Source organism: uncultured Arcticibacterium sp. (assembly GCF_964021845.1).
Taxonomy (GTDB): domain Bacteria; phylum Bacteroidota; class Bacteroidia; order Cytophagales; family Spirosomataceae; genus Arcticibacterium.
Genome location: NZ_CAXHZC010000003.1, coordinates 367,411 through 391,231, shown reverse-complemented (window position 1 = coordinate 391,231; position 23,821 = coordinate 367,411). Strand labels below are relative to the sequence as shown.

General features: G+C 37.4%; 19 protein-coding genes. 11 read left to right on the top strand and 8 right to left on the bottom strand.

Annotation, left to right across the window (positions count from 1 at the left end; all coding sequences use genetic code 11):
- Nucleotides 1-35 precede the first annotated feature (35 nt).
- The 9 genes from AADJ06_RS11215 (at nt 36) to AADJ06_RS11175 (ending at nt 12,615) form a co-directional block, all read left to right on the top strand.
- On the top strand, nt 36-2,483 hold the full coding sequence (locus AADJ06_RS11215; protein ID WP_341226538.1) for a hypothetical protein: 2,448 nt from the start codon (nt 36-38) through the stop codon (nt 2,481-2,483).
- Entirely contained in the window at nt 2,480-3,220 is a 741-nt protein-coding gene (locus AADJ06_RS11210) for a class I SAM-dependent methyltransferase (protein WP_341226537.1), read from the top strand. The genes AADJ06_RS11215 and AADJ06_RS11210 overlap by 4 nt, the downstream gene beginning before the upstream one ends.
- A complete protein-coding gene (locus AADJ06_RS11205) occupies nt 3,217-4,497 on the top strand; it encodes a glycosyltransferase (protein ID WP_341226536.1) in 1,281 nt (426 codons plus the stop codon). The genes AADJ06_RS11210 and AADJ06_RS11205 overlap by 4 nt, the downstream gene beginning before the upstream one ends.
- A complete protein-coding gene (locus tag AADJ06_RS11200; protein ID WP_341226535.1) occupies nt 4,485-5,981 on the top strand; it encodes a polysaccharide biosynthesis C-terminal domain-containing protein in 1,497 nt (498 codons plus the stop codon). Before AADJ06_RS11205 ends, AADJ06_RS11200 begins: the two co-directional genes overlap by 13 nt.
- A complete protein-coding gene (locus AADJ06_RS11195) occupies nt 5,968-6,843 on the top strand; it encodes a hypothetical protein (protein ID WP_341226534.1) in 876 nt (291 codons plus the stop codon). The genes AADJ06_RS11200 and AADJ06_RS11195 overlap by 14 nt, the downstream gene beginning before the upstream one ends.
- A gap of 120 nt (nt 6,844-6,963) precedes the next feature.
- Nucleotides 6,964-8,355 (top strand): dihydrolipoyl dehydrogenase, encoded by a 1,392-nt coding sequence (gene lpdA, locus AADJ06_RS11190; RefSeq protein WP_341226533.1) that lies wholly within the window; start codon nt 6,964-6,966, stop codon nt 8,353-8,355.
- Between the two features lie 90 nt (nt 8,356-8,445).
- Nucleotides 8,446-10,389: a hypothetical protein gene (locus AADJ06_RS11185; RefSeq protein WP_341226532.1), complete on the top strand. Its 1,944-nt coding sequence runs from the start codon at nt 8,446-8,448 to the stop codon at nt 10,387-10,389.
- A gap of 2 nt (nt 10,390-10,391) precedes the next feature.
- Nucleotides 10,392-11,696: a DEAD/DEAH box helicase gene (locus AADJ06_RS11180; protein WP_341226531.1), complete on the top strand. Its 1,305-nt coding sequence runs from the start codon at nt 10,392-10,394 to the stop codon at nt 11,694-11,696.
- Between the two features lie 61 nt (nt 11,697-11,757).
- Nucleotides 11,758-12,615, top strand: a complete 858-nt coding sequence (locus AADJ06_RS11175) for a hypothetical protein (RefSeq protein WP_341226530.1) — start codon at nt 11,758-11,760, stop codon at nt 12,613-12,615.
- Here the strand turns inward: AADJ06_RS11175 and nudK are convergent.
- Nucleotides 12,598-13,191 (bottom strand): GDP-mannose pyrophosphatase NudK, encoded by a 594-nt coding sequence (gene nudK / locus AADJ06_RS11170; protein WP_341226529.1) that lies wholly within the window; start codon nt 13,189-13,191, stop codon nt 12,598-12,600. The two genes, AADJ06_RS11175 and nudK, sit on opposite strands and share 18 nt — an antisense overlap.
- A 53-nt stretch (nt 13,192-13,244) precedes the next feature.
- On the opposite strand from nudK, the gene AADJ06_RS11165 reads away from it, so the two are divergent.
- Nucleotides 13,245-13,925, top strand: a complete 681-nt coding sequence (locus AADJ06_RS11165) for a DeoR/GlpR family DNA-binding transcription regulator (protein WP_341226528.1) — start codon at nt 13,245-13,247, stop codon at nt 13,923-13,925.
- A gap of 27 nt (nt 13,926-13,952) precedes the next feature.
- Here the strand turns inward: AADJ06_RS11165 and AADJ06_RS11160 are convergent, their stop codons facing one another.
- The 7 genes from AADJ06_RS11160 to AADJ06_RS11130 form a co-directional block, all read right to left on the bottom strand.
- Nucleotides 13,953-14,693, bottom strand: coding sequence for a hypothetical protein (locus AADJ06_RS11160; RefSeq protein ID WP_341226527.1), 741 nt, complete (start codon nt 14,691-14,693; stop codon nt 13,953-13,955).
- A gap of 339 nt (nt 14,694-15,032) precedes the next feature.
- A complete protein-coding gene (locus AADJ06_RS11155) occupies nt 15,033-15,413 on the bottom strand; it encodes a hypothetical protein (RefSeq protein WP_341226526.1) in 381 nt (126 codons plus the stop codon).
- A gap of 141 nt (nt 15,414-15,554) precedes the next feature.
- A complete protein-coding gene (locus tag AADJ06_RS11150; protein ID WP_341226525.1) occupies nt 15,555-16,181 on the bottom strand; it encodes a response regulator transcription factor in 627 nt (208 codons plus the stop codon).
- The gene (locus tag AADJ06_RS11145) at nt 16,178-17,848 is read right to left on the bottom strand and encodes an ATP-binding protein (protein WP_341226524.1); all 1,671 of its coding nucleotides are present in this window, start codon (nt 17,846-17,848) and stop codon (nt 16,178-16,180) included. Before AADJ06_RS11145 ends, AADJ06_RS11150 begins: the two co-directional genes overlap by 4 nt.
- A gap of 12 nt (nt 17,849-17,860) precedes the next feature.
- A complete protein-coding gene (locus AADJ06_RS11140; RefSeq protein ID WP_341226523.1) occupies nt 17,861-19,597 on the bottom strand; it encodes a M3 family oligoendopeptidase in 1,737 nt (578 codons plus the stop codon).
- Nucleotides 19,598-19,930: 333 nt separating this feature from the next.
- On the bottom strand, nt 19,931-21,913 hold the full coding sequence (locus AADJ06_RS11135) for a YgiQ family radical SAM protein (RefSeq protein WP_341226522.1): 1,983 nt from the start codon (nt 21,911-21,913) through the stop codon (nt 19,931-19,933).
- Nucleotides 21,914-21,996: 83 nt separating this feature from the next.
- Nucleotides 21,997-22,461 (bottom strand): hypothetical protein, encoded by a 465-nt coding sequence (locus AADJ06_RS11130; protein ID WP_341226521.1) that lies wholly within the window; start codon nt 22,459-22,461, stop codon nt 21,997-21,999.
- 131 nt (nt 22,462-22,592) lie between these two features.
- Here AADJ06_RS11130 and AADJ06_RS11125 point away from each other — a divergent pair, with 131 nt between their 5' ends.
- Nucleotides 22,593-23,753 carry a PQQ-dependent sugar dehydrogenase gene (locus AADJ06_RS11125; protein WP_341226520.1) on the top strand — a complete coding sequence of 387 codons (1,161 nt, stop codon included), beginning with the start codon at nt 22,593-22,595 and terminating at the stop codon, nt 23,751-23,753.
- Nucleotides 23,754-23,821: the final 68 nt, after the last annotated feature.

Here is a 23,821-nt window from a genome sequence, read left to right as displayed (position 1 = left end):
AAACTTGATAAGACCGAACAATAACATGTTTCCTAATGAAAAATAAGTTTGATTTAAAATCTTCCCTTCCTTACGTTCTAGCCATTCTCTTTTTCCTACTGGTCACCATGAGCTATTTCAGCCCATTACTAAGTGGAAAAACGCTCTCTATGCATGATACTAATATGGCAGGAGGAGCGGCAAAGGAGTTAAATGATTTTCATGAGCAAACAGGCGAGTGGGCTTGGTGGACTAACTCAATGTTTGGAGGTATGCCTGGTTATATGATAACAGGAGCTTACCCCAATAGTTTAACCTCTCGACTTGGTGGTTTCTTGAGTGTTATGCTACCTGTACCTTCTGGTACAATCTTCTTAATGATGGTAGGTTTTTTCATTTTCATGATTAGCTTGAGAAGAAACATCTGGGTTTCAGTAATTGGTTCTATTGCCTATGCCTTAGGCACCTATAACATGCTTTACTTAGAAGCTGGTCATGTTTCTAAAATTTTGGCGTTGGCATACGGCCCCGCCTTAATGGCTGGCTTTATTTATGTTTTCAGAGGAAAATACTTGTTAGGAACATTCTTAACAGCATTATTCCTTGGTTTAGAACTTTATGCGAACCACCTACAGATTACGTATTACTTCATGTTAATCTTGATTGCCTATTCGATATATGAATCCGTCAAAATCATTCAAGCCAAACAATTAAATTTATTCCCAAAAATCGCACTAAGTTTTGCCATTGCCTTATGTATTGGTGTAGGCATGAATTCCATGAGGCTATGGAATAATATTACATATTCGTCTGAAACAACAAGAGGTAAAACAGAACTTCAAAACTCAACTGCTGGAAACAATGGACTCGACAGAAGCTATGCTTTTGGCTGGAGTTATGGCATTGACGAAACCTTCAATCTGATTGTGCCTGACCTCATGGGCGGAGGTTCGGCAGGAGCACTTTCTGAAAATTCAGAGGTTTATAAAACACTTAACTCGGGAGGGGTAGACCCAGGAGCAGCCAAACAGTTTATAAGGCAACTTCCTCTTTACCATGGCGACCAATCCGTCACCAGTGGCCCTTCATATTCAGGAATAATCGTTTTCTTCCTTTTTCTTTTAGGTCTTTTTATATCAAAAGGCAAGCTAAAATGGCTCATAGCAGGATTAACAGGTCTATTCATTGTTCTATCGTGGGGTAGTAATTTTCCTGTTTTCAATAATGTTTTTTTTGACACGTTCCCAGGCTATAATAAGTTTAGGGCGGTGACCATGATTCTCACTTTAGTGCATTTCCTATTAGTATGGGGAGCGGCAAATACACTTTCCGATTTACTTAAAACGGAGTTCTCATGGGGCAGCCTAAAGAAACCGATATATACTACTGCTGGTATTATTGTCGGATTAATGTTTCTAGGCTATTTCATGGTTGACTTTAATGCCCCAAGAGACCAAAACTTTATAGCTAGCCTATCACAATCTTTAGGAAATGACTTTGCACAAAGGCTATTAAATGCCCTTCGTGAGGACCGAAGTTCCATGGCTCTTAATGATATTTACAGAGGTTTGGTGCTTTTAGCCTTAACCATTGGAGCTATATTTCTTTTGAAGAAGAATAAAATCAGCAATGTGGTTTTTGGAATAATAGCCGTGGCACTTGTGCTTTTTGATTTTATTTCAGTGGATAAACGCTACTTCAATAATTCAGATTTTGAGACGAAGAGGTTTAACAAAGAAACTTTCCAAGCTACGGCTGCAGATCAACAAATTTTGGCAGATAAAGACCCGAATTTCCGTGTTATAAATTTAACCACAGGCTTCTGGTCAGATGCCCGCGATTCTTATTTTCATAAATCAATTGGTGGTTATCACGGTGCAAAGCTTAAGAAAATACAAGAGCTTTATGAGTATCAAATGATTAAAGATGGCAGATTAAATATGCCGATCTTAAACATGCTGAATACAAAATACTTTATCAATAATGGACCAGAAAACACCCCAATAGCTCAACAAAACCCAGAGGCTTTAGGTAACGCTTGGTTTGTAGACACTTTAAAGGTAGTGCCTACTGCGGACGAAGAGCTTGCTTCTTTAGGAGAAGGCTTTACACCAAGCGAAGAAGCTGTAACACAAAAAAGCTTTTTCCCTGAAACAAAAGCGTATCAGAAAGACTCTAGCAGCAGCATTTCGTTAACATCGTACACTCCAAATAAGCTGGTTTACGCTTCTAGTGCAAACAATGAAGGTTTTGCAGTCTTTTCTGAGGTTTTCTATAGAGGTAACCGAGATTGGTTCTCCTACATTGATGGAAAACCTGTAGACCACCTGAAGGTCAATTATGTATTAAGAGGCTTAGAGGTTCCGGCAGGAAAACATGAGATCATATTTGAATTTAAGCCTAAGTCGGTAAAGTCCGGAAAAATGATTGACCTTGTAGCTTCGGTTGGATTGATATTACTACTTGGCCTAAGCATTTTCAAGGGTATAAAAGACACGAAATGAGTTTAACGAGTAGAGAATTTTGGTTAAACTATTGGGAGAGTAAAAAGAATCTTGTTTTTCCTGTTCCTCAGAACCTAATACTTTCTGATTTTCTAAGGGAAATTTGTAATAAAAGAAATATTAAAAATTCTTTAGAACTAGGTGGCTTCCCCGGACATTACTCTGTTTATCTTCAAAAATATTTAGATGTAGATGCTACCCTTCTAGACTATGTAATACATCCAAAGATTTTCACTGAACTTTTAGCGGCAAATCAGCTAAACGAAAAAGGTGTTCATATTATAGAAGCTGACCTATTCAATATTAAGAACAAAGAAAAGTACGACCTTGTTTTCTCAAATGGCTTAATTGAACATTTTGAAAATACCCAGGAGATTGTAAACATACACGCTTCTTTCCTTAAAGAAAAAGGCACTTTGTTTATTTCCATCCCAAACTTCAAGGGCTTAAATGGCTGGATGCAAAAGAAATTTGACAAAGATAACTTTGAAAAACACTACATAGCTTGTATGGATTTAGACGTGTTAAAAAAAGCAACGGAAGAAGCTGGATTAAAAAATGTAAAAACCTTTTATAATGGTAAGTTTATGATTTGGTTAGAAAACCTTTCTACAAAGTCTACTTGTTTCAAGTTTTTATTTAAAACCGTCTGGTTCATTTTTAAAGCAATTTTCACCATCATCCCGATTGAAACCAAATGGTTTTCCCCTTACATTGTGATTATAGCGAATAAATGAGGGTAGCTTTTATAAATATTGATGACACACTAGGAGGGGCGTCTATAGCTTGCGTAAGATTAGCAGAGACGCTCGAAAAAAAAGGCCTTGATGTAACTATTTTTACTCAAAAAAAAAATACCGAAAAAAACATAGTACAAGCTATCTCCGAAAAGTGGTGGTTAAAAAAAATAACTTTTTTAAACTTTCTAATTGAACGAACCTATTTTTTCTTCTATGAAAAAGACAAGTCGGTTCGCTTTTCCTTTTCTCCCAGTATTTCTGGAATTGATATCACCAAGTATGTTGACCTTAAAACATTCGATATTATACATTTGCATTGGACCAACTTCGGTTTTCTGTCTAACACATCTATTAAAAGAATCTTTGATTTAAATATCCCCATAGTGTGGACCATGCATGATATGTGGCTTATGACAGGTGGATGCCATCATAGTGGAGACTGCCTAAACTTTCAGACCGGGTGTGGAGAGTGCGAACAATATTTAAAAAGACCATCAACGTCAGATCTCTCTTTCAGATTAAATCAAGTAAAATTCGAACTGTTTAAAAAAAAGAAGAACATTCACATTGTTGGCTGTAGTGAGTGGATATCTAATAGAGCTCGCAAAAGTAAAGTCTTAGGAAACCTTAAGATTACAACCATCCCGAACCCTTTGAATCAGCGTGTTTTCTTTCCTATTAATAAAGAAAATGCAAAAGAATCGATGGCTTTAGAAGAAAAAAAAACTTACATTCTCTTTTCTGCCATGAAGGTTTCTGTCAGTTGGAAGGGGTATGGCTACCTTAAAGAGTCCTTAGAAATTTTGTACATGGGTTGTAACAAAAAAGAGGCAGAAGGTATTGAAGTTCTTATAGTAGGTGAGGCCGCTCCAGAGTCTAAGCATGACTTCCGTTTTAAAACACATATTTTGGGCCGCATTAACGACCCCGACAAATTAAATACTATTTATAATACCGCCGATATCTTTGTTTCTTCTTCCATTCAAGAAAACCTGCCAAATACATTGATTGAAGCACTGGCCTGTGGAACCCCATGTGCAGCATTTAATATCGGAGGAATTCCAGAAATAATTGATCATAAAAAAAATGGTTTTTTAGCAAAGTATAAATCCTCAGAAAGTTTAGCCGAGGGTATACAATGGGTGCTTCGCAATAATGATGACAAACAACTTTCATTAAATGCAAGGGAAAAAGTTAATAAATTTTTCAGTGAAGATGTTGTAGCAAAAAAATACCTTGAGCTTTATAATTCTGTTTTAGAATGTCGGTCATAAAAAAGCAATCCATCTTAAACAGTATCTACTCCTACTTAGGAGCTGGAATAGGAATAATTACACAGGGCTTCATTATCCCAAATTACTTTACTCCTGAGGAAAATGGTTTATTAGCCCTGCTGCTTAGCTATATGTTTATATTCTGTCAAATAGCAAGCCTTGGCTTCAATAATGCCGGCACGAAATACTTTTCTTTTTTTAGAAATTACCAAACTAACCATAGGGGTTACCTGAACCTAGGATTTAAAACTCAATTATTAGGCTATATAGGTGGAGTATGTGTGTTATGGCTATTAAAAGATTATATCATACAAACTAACTCCAATGGGAATGAGCTGTTTGCAGAAAATTTCAATTTCATTTTCGTAATGGCGTCTGCCACTATGATCTTTAACCTTTTTGATAATTACTTAAAAGGTCTTTACAACACTTCCGCAGGAACACTGTATAGTCAGTTTTTTCAACGATTATTTCTCCTTATAGCGGTATCTATATACGCCCTTAAACTGGTTGATTTTCATCAGTTCATTTACCTTTGGATAGTTGCCATTTCCTTACCCACTTTGTTTATTATAATAAAAGCTCTTTCTGTTTCAGGTTTAAACTTCCTTCCGTCAAAAGACTTTCCTACCTCGCATATACGCCCTAGGTTCATTAAATTCGCTTCTTTTAGTATTTTCACTGGCCTTTCATCCATGATAGTTTTACAGCTAGATAAAATTATGGTTTATAAATACCTCGGGCTCGGTAACACAGGCATTTATAATACTTGTCTTTTGTTTGCTAGCCTACTCGGTATGGCCTATGTAGGAATTCATAAAGCTTCATCCGCCATTGTTATAGATGCTATGGAAAAAGAAGAGTACAATAAGGTGGAGTCTATTTATAAAAAAAGTAGTATTAACCTCTACATTTTTGGTTTGTTCATTATGCTGATTGTTTGGGTTAATATCGACCAATTATTTGGCTTTATTAAACCTGAATATTCGATTGGTAAAACGGCTTTAATTATTATTGGTTTCAGCAAGCTATTTGATCTTCTAACAGGAATTAACAGTTTGATTCTGGCCAATTCTAAATATTACAAAATTGACTCTGTACTGATAATCAGTTTTGTTTTCGTATTATATCTCTTAAATCAATGGCTAATTCCTATATATAAATTAAATGGAGCGGCTGTAGCTTCACTCTTGGCAATTATCTATTATAACACATTAAGAAGCTTGCTTGTTTGGCATTATTTCAAAATCCAACCCTTAGGACAAGAGCAGCTAATTGCTACTATCATTTCGGGCTTGGTTGTTTATATTGGATTCATGTTACCTACCCTAGAAAGCCCCGCTATTTCCATTATTTATAAATCTTTTATTACCGGTTTTCTTTTCCTTGGCTTAATATATTTTTTTCAAGTATCAAAAGACATAAATACTCTTTTTATTCAAATACTGACCAAAATGACTGACATTATAAATGGTAAAAGCTAGCTTATTTATAAACAAAGTGGTTCAATCCCTTTTTTCAATACTAAAGGTACTTCTCCTCTCGAAGCTTTTCCCTGAAAAACCAATAAAGGAAAGTGGCTCATGTTTGATTTTAGGAAATGGGCCGTCTAGCAAAGACACGCTTAAGGAGTTTTTACCTCAGATGAAGGAAATGACTTGTATTTGTGTAAACATGTTTGCCTCGAACTCTGAATTTGAGATCATAAAACCTAAATACTACGTTTTACTAGACCCCGCTTTTATAGATGAGAAACATGAGAGTGCTAGCAAACTCATTATTAATATCATCGAGAAAACATCTTGGGCTCTCACATTAATTATCCCATATCACTTTCGGAAATCATCCTATTTTCTTGATAGAGTCAAAGTAAACTCAAACATCACTATTCATTACTTTAATTATACAATTGTCGATGGTTTTTTACCGCTAAATCACATACTATACAACCTTGGAATTGGTATGCCTCTTTGCCAAAATGTATTAGTTGCAACTATTTTTCAAGGTATTAGAATGGGATTTGATGATATTTATATTACTGGAGCGGATCACTCTTGGAATGAAAACCTAAGAGTTTCTAACGAAGACAACACTTTGTACCTCAATGACACTCATTTTTATGGACAAAGAAAAAGAAACCTAAGTAAAGAGTTTGGTGGAGACATTGGAACTATTGAAAGTCAAATTGCAAAGCAATTTATATCTTTTTATAAAGTATTTAAGGGTCATGAAATATTAGCAAATTTCTCAAAAACTAGAGGTATTAGAATTGTCAATATAAGTAATCATAGTAATATTGACGTTTATAAAAGAGGACGACTTCAAATAAATAGTTTAAAACCCTAAAGTCACTTCCTTTTTAAGACGAATTATTAATTACTATCGTTACGGCACATGGTAGCTAAATAATCTTCATTTTTCCTTACTTTTGCGGAACATTTAGAACGATAAAAAGCATAAAATTCTATGGCACAATATGACGTGGTAGTTTTGGGTTCTGGCCCTGGTGGATATGTAACAGCTATTAGAGCATCTCAATTAGGGATGAAAGTGGCAGTAATTGAAAAAGAAAACCTTGGCGGAATTTGCTTAAACTGGGGATGTATCCCTACCAAAGCTCTTTTAAAGTCTGCTCAAGTTTTTAACTATATACAGCATGCAGAAGACTATGGTATTAAAGTAACCAAGGCAGAAGCCGACTTTAATGCAGTTATTGACAGGTCAAGAGGCGTAGCCGATGGCATGAGTAAGGGCGTTCAGTTCTTGATGAAAAAGAATAAAATTGACGTCATAGACGGTTACGGTAAAGTACAACCTGGTAAAAAGGTTGAGGTTACTGCCGCTGATGGCACAGTTTCAACGGTCGAGGGTAAAAGTATTATTATAGCTACAGGTGCTAGAGCACGTGAGCTTCCTAATGTGCCTATCGACGGAGAAAAAGTTATTGAATACAGAAAGGCAATGAGCCTAAAAAAGCAACCAAAATCAATGCTTGTTATTGGTTCTGGGGCTATCGGTGTTGAGTTTGCATATGTTTATGCAAGTATGGGCACTAAGGTAACTATCGTAGAATTTATGCCAAGAATAGTTCCTGTAGAAGATGCTGACGTGTCTAAGGAATTAGCGAAACAATACAAAAAATTAGGCATTGATATCATGACTAACTCTTCTGTAGAGAAAGTTGATATCTCTGGAAAAGGATGTAAATCTACCATCAAAACTAAAGATGGCGAAGTGGTGATAGAATCTGATGTGGTTCTTTCTGCTGCAGGTATCGCTGCCAACATTGAGAATATTGGTCTTGAAGAAGTAGGAATAGCTACAGACAGAGGCAAAATCTTAGTAAATGAGTTTTATGAGACTAACATGCCTGGTTATTTTGCTATTGGTGATGTTACTCCTGGTCAAGCTCTTGCTCACGTGGCATCTGCAGAAGGTATCATCTGTGTAGAAAAACTAGCTGGACACCATCCTCTTCCTTTAGACTACGGAAATATTCCTGGCTGTACATATTGTTCGCCTGAAATAGCCTCTGTAGGTATGACAGAAGAGCAAGCCAAAGAAGCTGGACATGAAATAAAAGTAGGTAAATTCCCATTCACTGCTTCTGGAAAAGCAAAAGCTGGTGGAGTACCAGAAGGTTTTGTAAAAGTAATTTTTGACGCCAAATATGGCGAATGGTTAGGCTGTCACATGATTGGCTCTAACGTAACCGAAATGATTGCTGAAGCAGTAGTAGCTAGAAAACTAGAAACTACAGGTATGGAAATAGTGAAGTCTGTTCACCCCCACCCTACCATGTCTGAAGCCATTATGGAAGCTGCTGCAGCTGCCTATGACGAGGTGATTCACCTATAAATTACTGTGAGCTAAGGCTCAACTATTATATTAAACCCTGACAATGCCTACTTTTGTCAGGGTTTATTTCTTTTACAAAGACCATTTTCCATGAGTTCACAGGCTAAACAAAAACTATTTTATTTAATCTTCGGCTTTCTGTTTTTTTCTATTGCCGAACCTTTCGGATATGCGGGTATTGATATTGACCCTTCTTGGACAGAATCTTTGGTGATGGCCATCAACCAAAATTTCACGTTCGGTACCGACTTTATTTTCAACTATGGCCCACTTGGTTTCCTAAACACAGCACTCTTACCAGAAAAAATTAGCCCTTGGGTTTTATTCCTTTTCCACTCCTTTTTGCTGCTTAACTATTTGATGATAATTAAGCTTTCCTTTTTAAAAATGGGTGATAAGTGGTGGCAAGCGGCTATAGTAGCTGTCTCTATTCTTTTGCCATGGGGCTTTTTTGCCGACGTTACCTTTACACTATTTTACCTAATGCTGTTTTGGCTACTCTACGTGCAGCAAACCAAAAGCACTTTGGGTTTAATATTAGCGGTAGTGCTGGCTGTTTTAATATTCTATATCAAAGTTAACCTTAGTCTGATAGCTTATACTGTACTTCTTTTATCCGTACTCTATTTTTACTTTGTTAAAATAATCTCTTGGAAAGCTGCTTTATTGACATTGGTTTCTCTTATTCTTTTTACTGCTAGCTTTTCTTTACTCCTAAACGTCTCCATTCCTGATTATTTGGCGGCAAGTCTAAAAATTATAGATGCTTATCAAGACGGACAAGCCGTTAATATTTTGAAGATTAAAGAACTTGGACTTCTTCTCATTTTAGAGTTTATCATTCTAGCTATAGTTTTGCTTTACATCTTTAAAAACCTAGCCTTTTTTGTAGACAACCTATACCTTTATATCATAAGTGCGTTAGCTTGGTTTCTTTGTTTTAAACAAGCCCACACGGCCACTGGGCATTATAATGTTTTTGGCTTCTTTCTTTTCTTACCTGTTTTAGCCGTTTTGATATTCCTTTTTGCCAAACATTTTAAAGGTGGAGCAAGAATGGTTTTCACAGTACTTTTTCTGCAGGTAATTTCTACGCAGTTTATAAGACTCGCTATCACAAATTATAATTTAAAAGAATACGCTCTTTTTTACTTTCCAAACAGCATAGCTACGGAAGCAAAAGAAAATAAAAATGTATTTGTTTTGTTCAACACATTGAAAGCCAAAAGCCCTTACAATTACTTTTCAAAGTTTTATAATTACGACTATCAAAAGAATTTTCAGCAGGAAGAAATCAATAAAATCAGAATCCTGCCGCAGGATATTCGTGACAAAATTGGCAATGCTTCGATTGATATTATGCCATGGGAAATCTCCTATATTTTCTTCAACCAATTTACCTATAATCCAAGACCAATCATTCAAACATATCAAGCAAACAGTGATTGGCTTGCTGAGAAAAACGAGGAAAAATATAAAGGAAGCACCGCCCCGGACTTTGTTTTGGCAAACATCCATGATTATAGAGAACAAAACCCTCTTTGGATGGACAAAGGTGCCTATTTAGCCCTTAGAAGGAACTATTCCCTTGGTGATACCATTATCATGCCACACGAAAAACTATTTCTATTTGAAAAGGAAACCAATGTTTCGATGCCTGATTATCAAGAAATAGAAAAAAAGCAAGGGCTGCTAGGTATAGAAATAAGCATTCCAGAAACATCGGATGGCTTAATATATTTGAATGCTGATGTACATTATAGCTTCTTTGGCAAAATAGCTCGACTGTTCTTTCAACCTCCTTATTTAAGATGTAAAGTGATTTATCAAGACCAGACCGAAGACTATTTTAGAATACCTCCACCCATTTTAAAAGGAGGAATACTTGCCAGCGAAAAAGTTACTAGCGAAAACGACTTCCTACGGTTTGCCACCGAAGGAACTAATAAAAAAATAAAAAGTCTTACCTTTTGGAGTAAGTACACCTGGGGATTTGAGTCGAACTTTGACTACAGCCTCGAAAAAACTAAATAAAAATGCCAGCCTCATTCTCAGATTTTGCACTCAACAAACAATTGCTAACGGCAATTGAAGAACTGGGGTATAAAGAGCCCACTCCTATCCAAGAACAGGCCATCCCGACCCTTTTATATGGTCATGATGTACTTGGCATAGCCCAAACGGGTACCGGAAAAACAGCCGCATACCTTCTTCCTATTTTGATGAAGATAAAATATGCTCAAGGAAATAATATTAGGTGCGTGATACTTGCCCCTACCAGAGAGCTTGCCATTCAAATAAATGATGCCATTGCCGATTTTGGTAAATATACTGACCTAAGGCATACTGCTATTTATGGTGGTTTGGGACCTAAAACACAGATTGAAACTATTCAGGCCGGTTTAGACATTATAGTGGCTACTCCGGGCAGATTCATGGATTTGTATCTGAGAGGAGTTATTATCACCAAAGACATCAAGTTCATGGTGCTAGATGAGGCCGATAAGATGATGGATATGGGTTTTATGCCTCAAATCAGAAAGATTCTTGAAATCATTCCTCGTAAAAGAAAGAACTTACTTTTCTCCGCCACATTCCCTGAAAAAGTAGAGAGATTTTCTCAAGAGTTTTTAGAAGCCCCTGTTAGAATAGAAGTTACTCCGCAAGCCACTACCGCAGAAACCATTGACCAGCGAGTTTACCCTGCCCCTAACTTTCAAACGAAGTTAAACCTACTTGGTTACCTTTTTAAAGACCAAGAAGACATTAAGAGAGCACTGGTTTTTTGCAGAACAAAAACTGTGGCAGACTTAGTTTTCAAATTTCTGGACAGAAAAATAATTGGTAGAGACCACGTAAAGGTAATTCATGCCAATAAGGGTCAAAACACTAGAATCAACTCTATCAATGCATTTAAAAGTGGTGAGTTAAGGGTGCTTGTAGCAACTGACGTGGCCGCTAGAGGAATTGATGTGCAAGCAGTTAGTCATGTTATTAATTTTGACGTTCCTGTAATTTATGAAGACTATGTACACCGAATAGGTCGTACCGGTAGAGCTAACTTGGAAGGTGTAGCCATAACCTTTATGACACCAAACGAAGAATATCATCTTGAGCGAATTGAGGAGATAATTCGAACAAAAATTCCTAAATTGGGCATCCCAAAGGATATTGAGCTCTCTGAAACCCCTTTTGATGAGCAGCAAATCATTCTTCGTGAAATAGATGAGCAAAAGAAAAAGGCAGACCCTACCTTTAAAGGTGCTTTTCATGAGAAGAAGAAGAAAAACATGCCTAGGGATACAAAAAAGAAGCGTTCTTCTAAAAAAAGAAGGCGTTAAGCATATCAAATAATAATACAGCACTCGCCGTTATATAACAAATTACAGTGCTTAATATAAGATGAAAGGAAGGCTTACAATTGGAATAATATTCTCAACCTGCTTTACCATATTTGGTCAGCAAGTTATTTTGAAATCTGACGCCGCAAGTTCCGGCTCTATCGGGCTCCCTATTTCAAATACTCCCGACAAAGTTAAAGTAGATTCGAATAAAGATTTTGAACCAACCATGTTCAAAAGTCTGAACGAAACCATTATTCAACGTGAACATGAAGTAATCATGGTGGGTAAAATGGCTCCTGATGGCTTAAATATTAATGAACTCTCGCTTTGGGGTGGTTATCAAAAAAACCTTCAACAAATGGAGGAAGACGAAGCTTTTTTGAAAGATTGTGATAGAAACTTTGAAAACAGAGAAAAAGCAAGTCTTTTCTTTTCGGATATGGGCTGGCAATATTTAGAGGAAGGCCATAAAGAAATGGCGACTTATCGTTATAATTTAGCTTACCTGCTTAATCCAGATAACACAGAAATTTATTGGGGACTTGGTGTTATAGAATATCAAAAAGGAGAACATCAAGAAGCGATAAAACTGATGTCGATGGGTTTAGAGGCTGACGACAAAAACGCTCCTCTTTTAACAGACCTCGCTACAGTTTATATAAACTGTTTCTCTCAAAACGCTCATAATACAGACCTGCCTAAAGCATATCAATTATTAAATAAAGCCATTGAATTAGAGCCTCAGTACGCAAACGCTTACATGCAACTTTCTTACGCTAACTTTTTAGATAGCAACATAGATAATGCTTGGGACGCCTTTCATAAAGGCTACAAAATAAGCCCAACGGCTATCAATTTTGACCTACTTTCTCAGCTTATAGCTGTCAAACCAGACCCTTTAGGGTTCTTTAAATAATTCAGATAGTTGCTTAATCATAAGGTGCTGTAAGAGCATTATGGTTTTACCGTCTTTAATTTCACCGATTTTTATCATGTTCATGGCTTGTGTAAAAGGTAATTCCAGCACCTCAATATTCTCTTGCTCATCTTCATGACCTCCGCCCTCACTAACTTTCATTTTGGGTTCATATTCGGCTATGAAAAAGTATAAAATCTCCGTGACTGAGCCTGGGGACATATAAGATTCAAATATCTTCTCTACCTTATTAATTCTAAAACCTGTCTCTTCTTCCGTTTCTCTTTTGATGCACTCTTCTGGGCTTTGATTATCTAAAAGGCCGGCACAGGCTTCTATTAGCAAACCGTCTTTGTTACCATTCAGATAAGTCGGCATACGAAACTGACGCGTCAAAATCACCGTTTCCTTTTCCAAATTATAGAGCAAAATCACGGCTCCATTTCCTCTGTCATAACACTCTCTCGACTGTCGTTGTACTTCGCCTTTATCTGTCGTATAATCAAAGGTCAGTTTTCTTAGCGTATACCAATTATCTGATAAAAGTTTGTTTTCAATGATATTTACCGAAGCCATACTGAACGAATTTGATTGTTTTTGTTTATTTTTGACCAAATGTAATTCAAAGAATGGGATTTGAAAGAAGAAAAAAGGAAATTTTAAGCCTGTTGGCCAAAAAAGAATTTATCAACGCTTCCGAATTGGTAGAAAAACTAGGTGTGTCAGATATTACTATACGTAGAGATTTGGCACAATTAGAAACACAAGGTTTGCTAAAAAGAACGCACGGCGGAGCTACCAAAGTTGACGAAAACCCCATGGTAAGTTTTGACCTCAAATCTTCACAAAACGATACAGAGAAAAGGAAAATTGGCGAAGCTGCCGCCAAACACATTCAAGATGGCGATGTCATTTTTATTGACTGTGGTAGTACTACTTTGCATATTTGCTCTCACATCAAAAAGCTAAATATAAAAGTGATTACCAACTCGCTTCCAGTGGTGAGTGCTTTGCAAAACTCTCATGTAAAAGTAAACCTTATAGGTGGCGAACTAGACCATAAACGGCAAGCTGTGCATGGTAAAATGGCGGTAAATCATATAAAACAGTATCATGCAGATAAAGCTTTTATAGGTGCAGATGCCATTGACCAAGAAGGAAACCTATGGGCAAACTCAGAAACCGAAGCAGAAATAAGCCAAGCCATGATAGCCACTTCAGACAAAGTGTATGTCTGTGCTGATTCTTCTAAAAGGGGGAAGAAAGGGTATTTGAGGTTTGCGGAAGTAATCGACGTAGAACATATCTAAGCACGCCTCCATTTAAACCAAAATCAACTAACTGGAAATTGCCCCTATCCAATTATCAAACCCTTCTAAAGGACCCACTATCATCCTTTTAAGCATTTCTTTTTTTAAAACCTCAACAACGTCAACAAAAATATGAAATGCATGAAAACGAAGACTGGCCATGGTTTTAGAAAATTGAAGAATAAATTTAGACTTCGTCATTTTTCCTAAATCACCATTCATTAACTCTAAACTCTGAATAACCTCACTTTTGTTTTCAAAATTCTCCCCTTCCGCCAGCTTCTTAGTTACCCTTTCCAAAAACACCCTTAGCTGCTTCTGTTGCTCAAAATCGAAGTTTTCATCCAGAAACTCATACCCTTCAAAATTCTCATAACTATACTCCTTTTGGTAACCTATTATCAGGGAGTCTTCTACTGATAAAGACCTTGAATTATACATACCAACAATATCCACCCAATTTTCAAATGCAATATCTATTTTCTCAAAGTCAATCGTTTTAATAATTTTTCTTCTAAGAATGTTAGGGTCATACGGTTCATACTCAAGGTTTCCCTCCAAAAGTTGAGGCTCTTTATGTGGGTTAACCTGGAATATAAATTGAAAGTAAAATATCCTTCCGTTAAGACTACTAGACATAATGAAGAGATCCTCTGTTTCCCTAAAATCAACTTCAAAACCAGTCTTATTTACTAAACTTTGAAGATGTTTTCTAAGGGTGTTTATTTTATCAATATTCTCTATCGTTAGTTGTCGTATTTCTAGCATTATGATACCTTTTTATGTGAGTCATTCAAATCCCAAAATTACTGAGAATAGTAACAACATAAAAAGATCGAGTAAAATTAACTACTCATAAATTACTTATAATGTGATAGTTGCATAAAAATTATATACTTACTAGAACAAGTTCTGACATTAATAATTTGCTCCGAAGTCAGACTTTTTCTTTAGAATGATCATGTTACGAAATAAATTTCTAGCCCTTTCCTATACTAAAAAAACCCACCCTACTTTCGTAAGATGGGTTCACAATAAGTTTTAACCCCTAAAACTATCGTTCGTTTGTTGAAACCTAAACCAAAATATAAGCGTGGAGCTAGATACTTATTTTCTTTGAAGTATATTACCGTCAGAGTTATTTCCAGAGTCTATACCCTCTTCGTCTATATTTACCTCTTCTGTTTGTCTAGCTACTCTTACATACCTGTTTTTTGCATTGGCACCAGTACCTCTTCTAATTCCAGTCTGAACATAGCCCGAAACTAGTTCCGCATCATCATTTTTTAAGGTTCTGTTCTTTGCGTTTGCCCCAGCTTCATATTTATCAGATGGGCTAGCATATAAGCTAACTACCGTTGCAGGTAAGCTTTCTTCTTGAGCTACTTTATAGTTTTTTGCTTTAGGTCCTTTCTTATATAGTGGGTGCTGTCCAAAAGCCACCGTAGATGCTAATAAGAGAACTGCTATTATTGATATATTTTTCATTGTCTTGTTTTTTTGTTGTTGAAATTAAATTTTCTACAATACAAAAATGTACAAAGACAAGCCTGAAGTCAATATGAGAATATATGTGATTTTTTGCGTCATTCCTCGCCAGAAAAACCATCCGTATTTATACGGATATGCTTAGATTAGTTTAAGCTCTGCGGCCTTTTTTATGAGCTCTGCGGAGTTTTTGACATTGAGCTTTTTGAGCATATTCACCCTATGTGTCTCCACTGTTCGGGTGCTGATGAATAGCTTCTCTGCTATTTCTTTGGTAGTAAGTCCTTCAGCTATTAGTTCCAGTATTTCACGCTCCCTTGGAGATAGTTTCTTTACTACCTCTCCTTCCACAGCCATATTGTTTAGGAGGAGTTCTGTGGTTTCCGCATTAAAGTATTTTTTTCCTTCATACACTGCAGTAATGGCCTTTGTGAGTTCTTCTTGGTCGGCGTTTTTAAGCAAATACCCTAGTGCCCCATTCCGGACACTTTGTACTATATAGTTGCCATCATTATGCATCGAAAGCATAATTGCTTTGATACTTGGTCTAGTTTTCCTTAAAATTTCAAGTACCTCCAAACCTCCAATTTTAGGCATGGTTATATCAAGAAGAACAACGTTCAGTTCTCCGTCTTTTTCTAAAAACTCAATGAAAGCCTCACCATCATCAAAAGTGCCGACCACTTCAATATTTTCTACATTAGAAAACATAGCGGCAAGTCCACTGCTGAATAATTGATGGTCGTCTACTATGCCTATTTTTATCATTTTTGAAATGGTAAAGTTACGTCTATTGTAGTGCCTTCCTCTGCACTACTTATCACAAAGGTGCCGCCCAAGGCGTCGGTTCTAGCCCTCATATTACTTAAACCAGAGCCTCCAGAAACCGTATTGACATCAAAGCCTTTACCGTCGTCAGAGTAATAAAGGTTCACTTGGTTTTCTTCTTCTGTTAATACTAAAACGATGTTTTCCGCCACAGAATGTTTAATGCCATTATTAAGACATTCTTGTGTTATTCTAAACAAACAAATGTTTACGTCATCACCAAAGTTCCCTCGTTTTTCTCCACTGTGATAAATAAATTCTATCTGAATATCAGTTAGCGGTTTCAGCATCAAAACCAAGTTTTGAACCGATTTAGCTACCCCAAAATCCATAAGTGACTGCGGCATCAAATTAAAGGTCATTCTTCTGACCTCATTAACCGTATCGTCTATAACATTTTTTAAAGCGTCCTTTCCCTTCGTCGGAAGTTCTTGACTTTGAACCATTAGTTTTAAGTGCGTGAGCATGGGCCCTAGGCCATCATGAAGTTCTTTAGAAAGCCTTAAACGCTCTTTCTCCTGCCCAGAAACTATGGCAGACCTTAACTCTCGCTGCCTTTGGGTTTCTGTTTCGTTAATTTTTCTTAGCTGCTCTTTCATCGCCAAAAGAGATTTCCCAAGCGTGTCGTTTTCTCCAATTAGCTTATAATCCGCCGCCAAGTTCATCTCCCCTATTTCCTTTGAAAAGGATATGGTAGACTTAAATTTAGCTACCATTTCTGACAAAGAATCATACATGAGATTCATTTCATAACCCACTGGTTTGGCATTAATTTCAAAATCGTAATCGCCGCCAGACATTCTATCTAAATAGTACTTCATTCTTAAAAGCGGCCTAGTTAAGGCTCCTGCCAAGAATAGCGACAAAACAAAAATGATAAGAATAGAAATGACCAGAATTATAATCAAATTCTTTTTCAAGGCAAGCAATGGCTCGAGAGCCTCCTCTGTGTCAATCTCGGATAAAATAGCCCATTTTAGACCTCTAGCATTTAAAAACTGATAAGCTCCATAAACTTCTATGCCTCTGTAGTCTTCATAAATACCTTTACCTTCCTTTTGTTCAAAGGCATTTAAAACACCTTCTGACTGGCATTCAAATTCATAAGGCGACCTCTCTGGAAAAAACCTAGACCTAGACCTTAATTTAAAGTCTTCCCCTACCAGGTAAGACTCGCCACTTTTGCCCATTCCAGTTCTCTCCAGCAAAATCTTCTTTATTTCCTCCCCATCCTCATATCGAATATGATAACTTCCTTCACTGTCTTTTTTAACAAAAGCAAGCCTCAGAAAACCTCCACTTTCTAAACCCGTTACATCATGAATTCCCTCTAAGCCTGATGATTCTTTCGCAAAGTTTGAAAGTTCTTCTTCACTGATTAATTGTCCTTCTTGATTTGGCTCAAAGTTCTGCCATTCTCTCTCAAGAAAGTCTTCAATTTGTACTCTTTTCAGCCCTTTAATGGAGGTTAATTGGAGTAGAACACGTTCATCAATGGAGGTTTTGAACTGTTGATAAAAAAATAGCGACACAAGTAAAATGGTTGGTACAAAAAGCAAATTGACCAAAAAGACAACCCAAAACTTTATACTTACCCCATTTTTCATTCAGCCTAAATTTTAAATTTGTGACCTAACTTTTAGCACTGCCAGTTCGGCCTCCACAAAGCCCATCAGCTCAGAAATAGTGGCTTTTGAGAAGTCAAATTTAATATCCATGGCCTCATAAATTTGACCAATGGTTCCTGTGTAGCCCATCTTTAACCCTCTCAAATAAGCTTCAAGGCCTTTCTTTGGGTCTTTCTTATAATTACGCCATACCGAAATAGCCCCAAGCTGAGCCATACCATATTCAATATAATAAAATGGCAATTCAAAAATATGTAACTGTCTGTGCCAAGTAGCTTCTTTGAACTTTTCAAAACCAGACCAATCAGTTTGAGTATCTGAAAACTCTTCAAATACCTTTATCCATTCCGCCTGTCTTTCTTCTACGGTATGGCTAGGGTTTTCGTAAATCCAATGTTGGAATTTATCTACTGTCGCTATCCATGGCAATACGGTCAAAATATCTTCTAAATGCTCTATTTTAGCTCTTTTTAGCTCATCTGGATTTTCAAAGAATGCATCCCAGTGCTCCATAGAAATAAGCTCCATAGCCATAGATGCTACCTCCGCCACCTCTGAGGTTGTGTTTTTAAACACACTCAGCGGCAGGTCTCTTACTTCAAAAGAGTGAATAGCATGGCCACCTTCATGCACCATAGTCACCACATCTCTTAGTGTGCTCGTAGCATTCATAAAGATAAACGGTACCCCAATTTCCATCAATGGATAATTATAACCACCTGGAGCCTTCCCTACTCTAGACTCTACGTCAAAATGCCCCATTTTACGCATAACACGAATGTAATCACCAAGCGTTTTGTCAATCTTATCAAAACAAGCTTCAGTTTTATCTAATAAATCTTCCCCATTTGTAAATGGTTTTAGACCTTCTCTGCCCGCTACATCTACCTTCTTATCCCATGGTCTATAAGAATCAAAACCAAGTTTGGCTTTTCTTTCTTTTTGCCCAGCATCTAGCAAAGGCACCACAGCCTCTGCAACAGACTCATGAAAGTCGAAGCAATCTTGTGGCGTATAGTCAAACCTTCCTAAAGCAGCGAAAGCGTAATCTCTGTAATTTTTAAAGTCGGCATTCTCAGCCACCTTTTGTCTAAGGTCTTTTAATTCATCAAAAAGCTTATCAAGTTTGACTCTGTCCTGCTCCCTTCTTTCTCCTATTTTTAACCAAGCCTCTTCACGCTTTGCTCTGTCAGCTCCCATCATAAATGAGCCCGCCTTCTGAAGCGTCATTTCTTCGTCATCTATAGTCACAGTCATGGCACCAGTAGCCGCTTGGTACTCTGTAGATTTTGTTTGGATTTCCGTTACTACCGGAATATTCGCTTCCCTAAATATCTCTACAGATTTCTTCATGCTTCTCAGAGCAATCTTGTAGCCACTACCTTTCAAATCATCAAGAAAAGGGCTTTCTAAGGCCTTTTTATTCAATTTGTCATCAAAAACAGCAAGATGCGGCTGCACTTCTGTAACAAAGTATTGGTAGTTTTTTTGAGCTTCTTCGTTCTTGGTGTCACAGGTCATTTTGATATACCTCCATGCCATGTTTTCCGACAAATAAGACTCTAACTCGTCTCTATCTTTAAACCATTTTTCTAATTCTTCACCAGAGTTTATTTCCCTACTCACCAAGTCTTCATAAAAACCCTTCAGGCTCTCCCAGCCATTCAGCTCAAAATCTTCTCCTAAAAATATTCTTGGTTTACGTGTTGGTATAGCTAGTTCTGTCAATGTATTGTTTGTCTTATTGTTTCTTCAAAATTATTAAACGCAGGGGATAGTTGGAAAGTTTGGGGAGGCTTTGATTTGATGTAGTTAACCCCCATTTTGCTAAATTTTCGGTATTAAATTGGATTAACCCCGAAAATTTGACAAATCGTGCTAGAATTACGGTATTAATTAGAAAAGCTTTACAACTATTCGTCCGAGTCAAAACAAGGACTGCCATTCTTTATATAGCTTGCTTTGAAAGTGTAAGACTGTTTTCGGCTTCGCTCAAACTGACCCTCTCCTTCTAATTGAAGAAAACAACTTAGATTTTCTACTCGCAAGAACTACAAAACCCTATGCCCAACCCTTCTTCTTCTTAAAGTTTTTCTTCTTCCTTGGGGCTTCGTTTTGAGTCGCGTTGCTTTTGCGAGCTGGTTTGTTTTTCCTGAACTTATTAGACTTCCCTTCAGAAAACTCTTTACGCTCTGTTTTGGGTGGGTGAGCCAAAAGCTGCTTAGCCAAATCGGGTCTCCCTAATTTATTTAGCCTATTCTTAATCCAGCCTTTCATGTCGTTTTTCCACCAGAAGAAATACTTATTTTGCGTTTGCTTTTCCTCTCTAGTTTTAACCGTTTTAATAGGCTGTAAAGTGTACGGATGTACTCCTGCATAGTAAATAACCGTTGCCACGGTCATTGGCGTAGGTGTAAAATCTTGTACCTGCTCTAGCTTAAAACCCATGTCTTTGGTTTCAGCAGCTAGGTTTGCCATATCAGCTTCCTCGCAACCAGGGTGCGAGCTGATAAAATAAGGAATAAGCGGTTGTTTTAGACCATGTTTCTCTTGAATGTCGTCATACTTCTCCTTAAACTTTCTGAAGTGCTTAAAAGATGGTTTACGCATTACCTTCAGGGTGTTGTCTGCAGTATGTTCTGGAGCCACCTTTAATCTACCAGAAACGTGACGCGTGACCAGTTGTTCCATGTATTCATCATGGTTGCCATCCTCGTTGTTCTTATTAAAGTCATCTACTAATAAATCATAACGAATTCCAGAACCCACAAAAGCCTTTTTGACATCAGGGTGCTCATCTACCTTTTTATAAATCTCTGTTAATGGATTGTGCGAAGTATCAAGGTTTGAACAAATAACAGGGTGAATACAGCTAGGTGCTTGGCATTTTGCACAAATAGATTCATCCTTCCCTTTCATGCGGTACATATTTGCCGAAGGCCCTCCTAAGTCAGATAAGTAACCCTTAAAGTCGGGATGTTTCGTCAGTTCGTCCACCTCTTTCATGATAGACTCTTGAGAACGCGAGGCTATAAACTTGCCCTGATGTGCCGAAATGGTACAGAAACTACAGCCACCAAAACAACCTCGGTGCATATTGACCGAGAACTTAATCATCTCGTAAGCAGGTATTGGCCCTCTTTTGTTATACTTTGGATGAGGTAATCTGGTGTATGGCAAGTCAAAAGATTGGTCCATCTCTTGCTCATTCATGGTCACAAATGGAGGATTAATAACCAATGTTTGCTTACCTATCTTTTGGGTCAATCTATTTGCCTGCCATTTGTTAGACTCTACCTCCACTAGCTTAAAGTTAGAGGCATATTTGATTTTGTCTTTTAAACAGTCTTCATGACTTGAAAGCTCTATGGTATTCCAGCCTTTATATGACCTAACCTCTTCCGTAGTATCTTCCAAATAAGAGATCTGATTTACATCTTTTATGCTGCCCAAAGGCACGCCCTTTTGCACCAGCTTTAAGAGTTCCCTAAGTGGCTGCTCTCCCATTCCGTACACCAACATATCTGCACCAGAATCAGCTAGAATACTTGGGAAAAGTTTATCTGCCCAATAGTCATAATGTGTAACCCTACGCAGTGAAGCCTCAATTCCCCCTATCAAAACAGGGACATCAGGGTAAAGCTCTTTTAATATTTTAGTATAGACCGTTGTAGCATAGTCTGGCCTAAAACCAGCTTCACCTCCTGGTGTATAACTATCGTCTGAGCGTTTACGTTTATTAGCCGTATAATGATTCACCATAGAATCCATACAGCCTGCCGTTACCCCAAAGAAGTATTTTGGCTTACCAAATTTCTTAAAATCACGAAGGTCGTCACGCCAGTTTGGCTGAGGAATTACCGCTACTCTAAAACCTTCACTTTCTATAATACGACCGATAACTGCTGTACCAAAAGAAGGGTGATCTACATAAGCATCACCAGAGACTAAGACCACATCCACTTCATCCCATCCACGCATCTCCACTTCCTTCATAGTGATGGGTAGCCAATGCGTCACAGGTCTTTCTCTTACTTTTATCATAGTACAAAGGTCATGATTTGTTTTGACATAACGGTTTATGAGTGAGAAATGTTCTTTTGGGCCAATTCGATTTCACCTCAACATCAATTAAATAGACCCCATTCATCTTCATCAAGATCATTAAATCTGTCAAATGAATTTACCCACTCTACAAAAACCAGCCTAAAGGCTTCTATTTCATTTCTTATAAGCTCTAGGTATTCTGTATTTCCAACTCCGAGCATTTCATAAGTGTGCATAATATTTCGGATACTTACAGCATGCACCTTTATAATGACAGCGTTTTCCATTCTTATCCTGTAAAGATCCCCAGCCTCTGCTCCACGAATTTTCGCATTGATCACCGCCACATCCTCAAATAAGTGAGGCTTTAGATCTACGTCGTCTTCACTGTCTTCCAGCGTTTCCATGAAAGCCGTAATGGTAGTGAAAAGGTCTTTCGCCTTTTTTACAATAGGCAAACTGTTGAAATTCTCCTCTTCCTCCTTTCGCTCCCTTTCAAACTCCTCATCATCAAAGTCATCGTCCTCTTCGTCCCAAAACGCCATATTTTACAAGCTTAATTTAATGTCTAAAAGTTAGGAAGATTAAAGGTCTTTTGATAAAATAAGTCTTAGAAGATCAAATAGCTCCCCTCTTATTTTAGTTAAACTATTAATTACAACCAGTTAAAAGCAATATGAAAACGCTCCTACTTTTAATCTCAAATCTACTTTTTTTAGCCCCTTCCTGCTCAGATTCTACCCAGAAGAGTATTGATACCGTTTCGGAAGGAGACTTAAAAATGATAGTCGCTTTTGAAAACCTTAAGTTTACACGCCCTGTAGACTTCCAATCACCAAACGACGGAACCAACAGAGCTTTTGTAGTGGAACAAGAAGGTATTATTTCTGTTTTTGACAATAACCCTGACGTTACAGAAAAGGCTAATTTCTTAGACATCTCAGACCAAGTAGACGACCGAAGCAATGAAGAGGGCTTACTGGGTCTAGCTTTTCACCCTAACTATAAGGAAAATGGTTTTTTCTACCTGAACTATACCGTCTCCAGCAGCGAAACATATATTTCTAGATTTACGGTTGACCCATCAAGTCCCAATAAAGCTGACCCAAACAGTGAACTCGTTCTTCTAAAATACGACCAACCTTATGGCAACCATAATGGCGGTCAAGTAACTTTTGGGCCAGATGGCTTCTTATATATTTCGGTAGGTGATGGTGGCTCAGGTGGCGACCCGAAAGGGAATGGACAAAATGCCGAAACGCTATTGGGTTCTATTTTGAGAATTGATGTTGATAAACAAGAAAACGGCAATAACTATGGTATCCCTACCGACAATCCTTTTTTCAATAGTACTACCAAAAGGAAAGAAATTTTTGCCTACGGCTTGAGAAACCCATGGCGTATAAGCTTTGACTCTGAAACAGGAAGACTCTGGTGTGCCGATGTTGGTCAAAACGCTTATGAAGAAGTAGACATTATTATTAAAGGCGGAAACTATGGTTGGAATGATATGGAGGGTTTACACACCTATAAATCTGGCAGTAACTCTCCTGATTATATTGCACCCGTATTAGAAATAGCACAAAGTACTGGTGACAAATCAATCACTGGAGGCTTTGCCTACCGGGGCTCTCTCCTACCCGATTTAATTGGTAAATACATTTTCGCAGATTACGTTTCTGGTAGAATTTACGCACTAACAGAAAATGCTGATGGCACTTACGCAAATGAGGTTTTGATGGACCAAGACCAAAATATTTCAGCATTTGGGATAGATCAGGATAATGAACTTTACATCTGTGCTTTTGACGGGAATATTTATAAACTTGAACAATAAGTCTTTAAACCTTTTTAACATCTTGCTAAGATAAAATGCCCTTATTTTGTGGTTCAACAATCCCATTA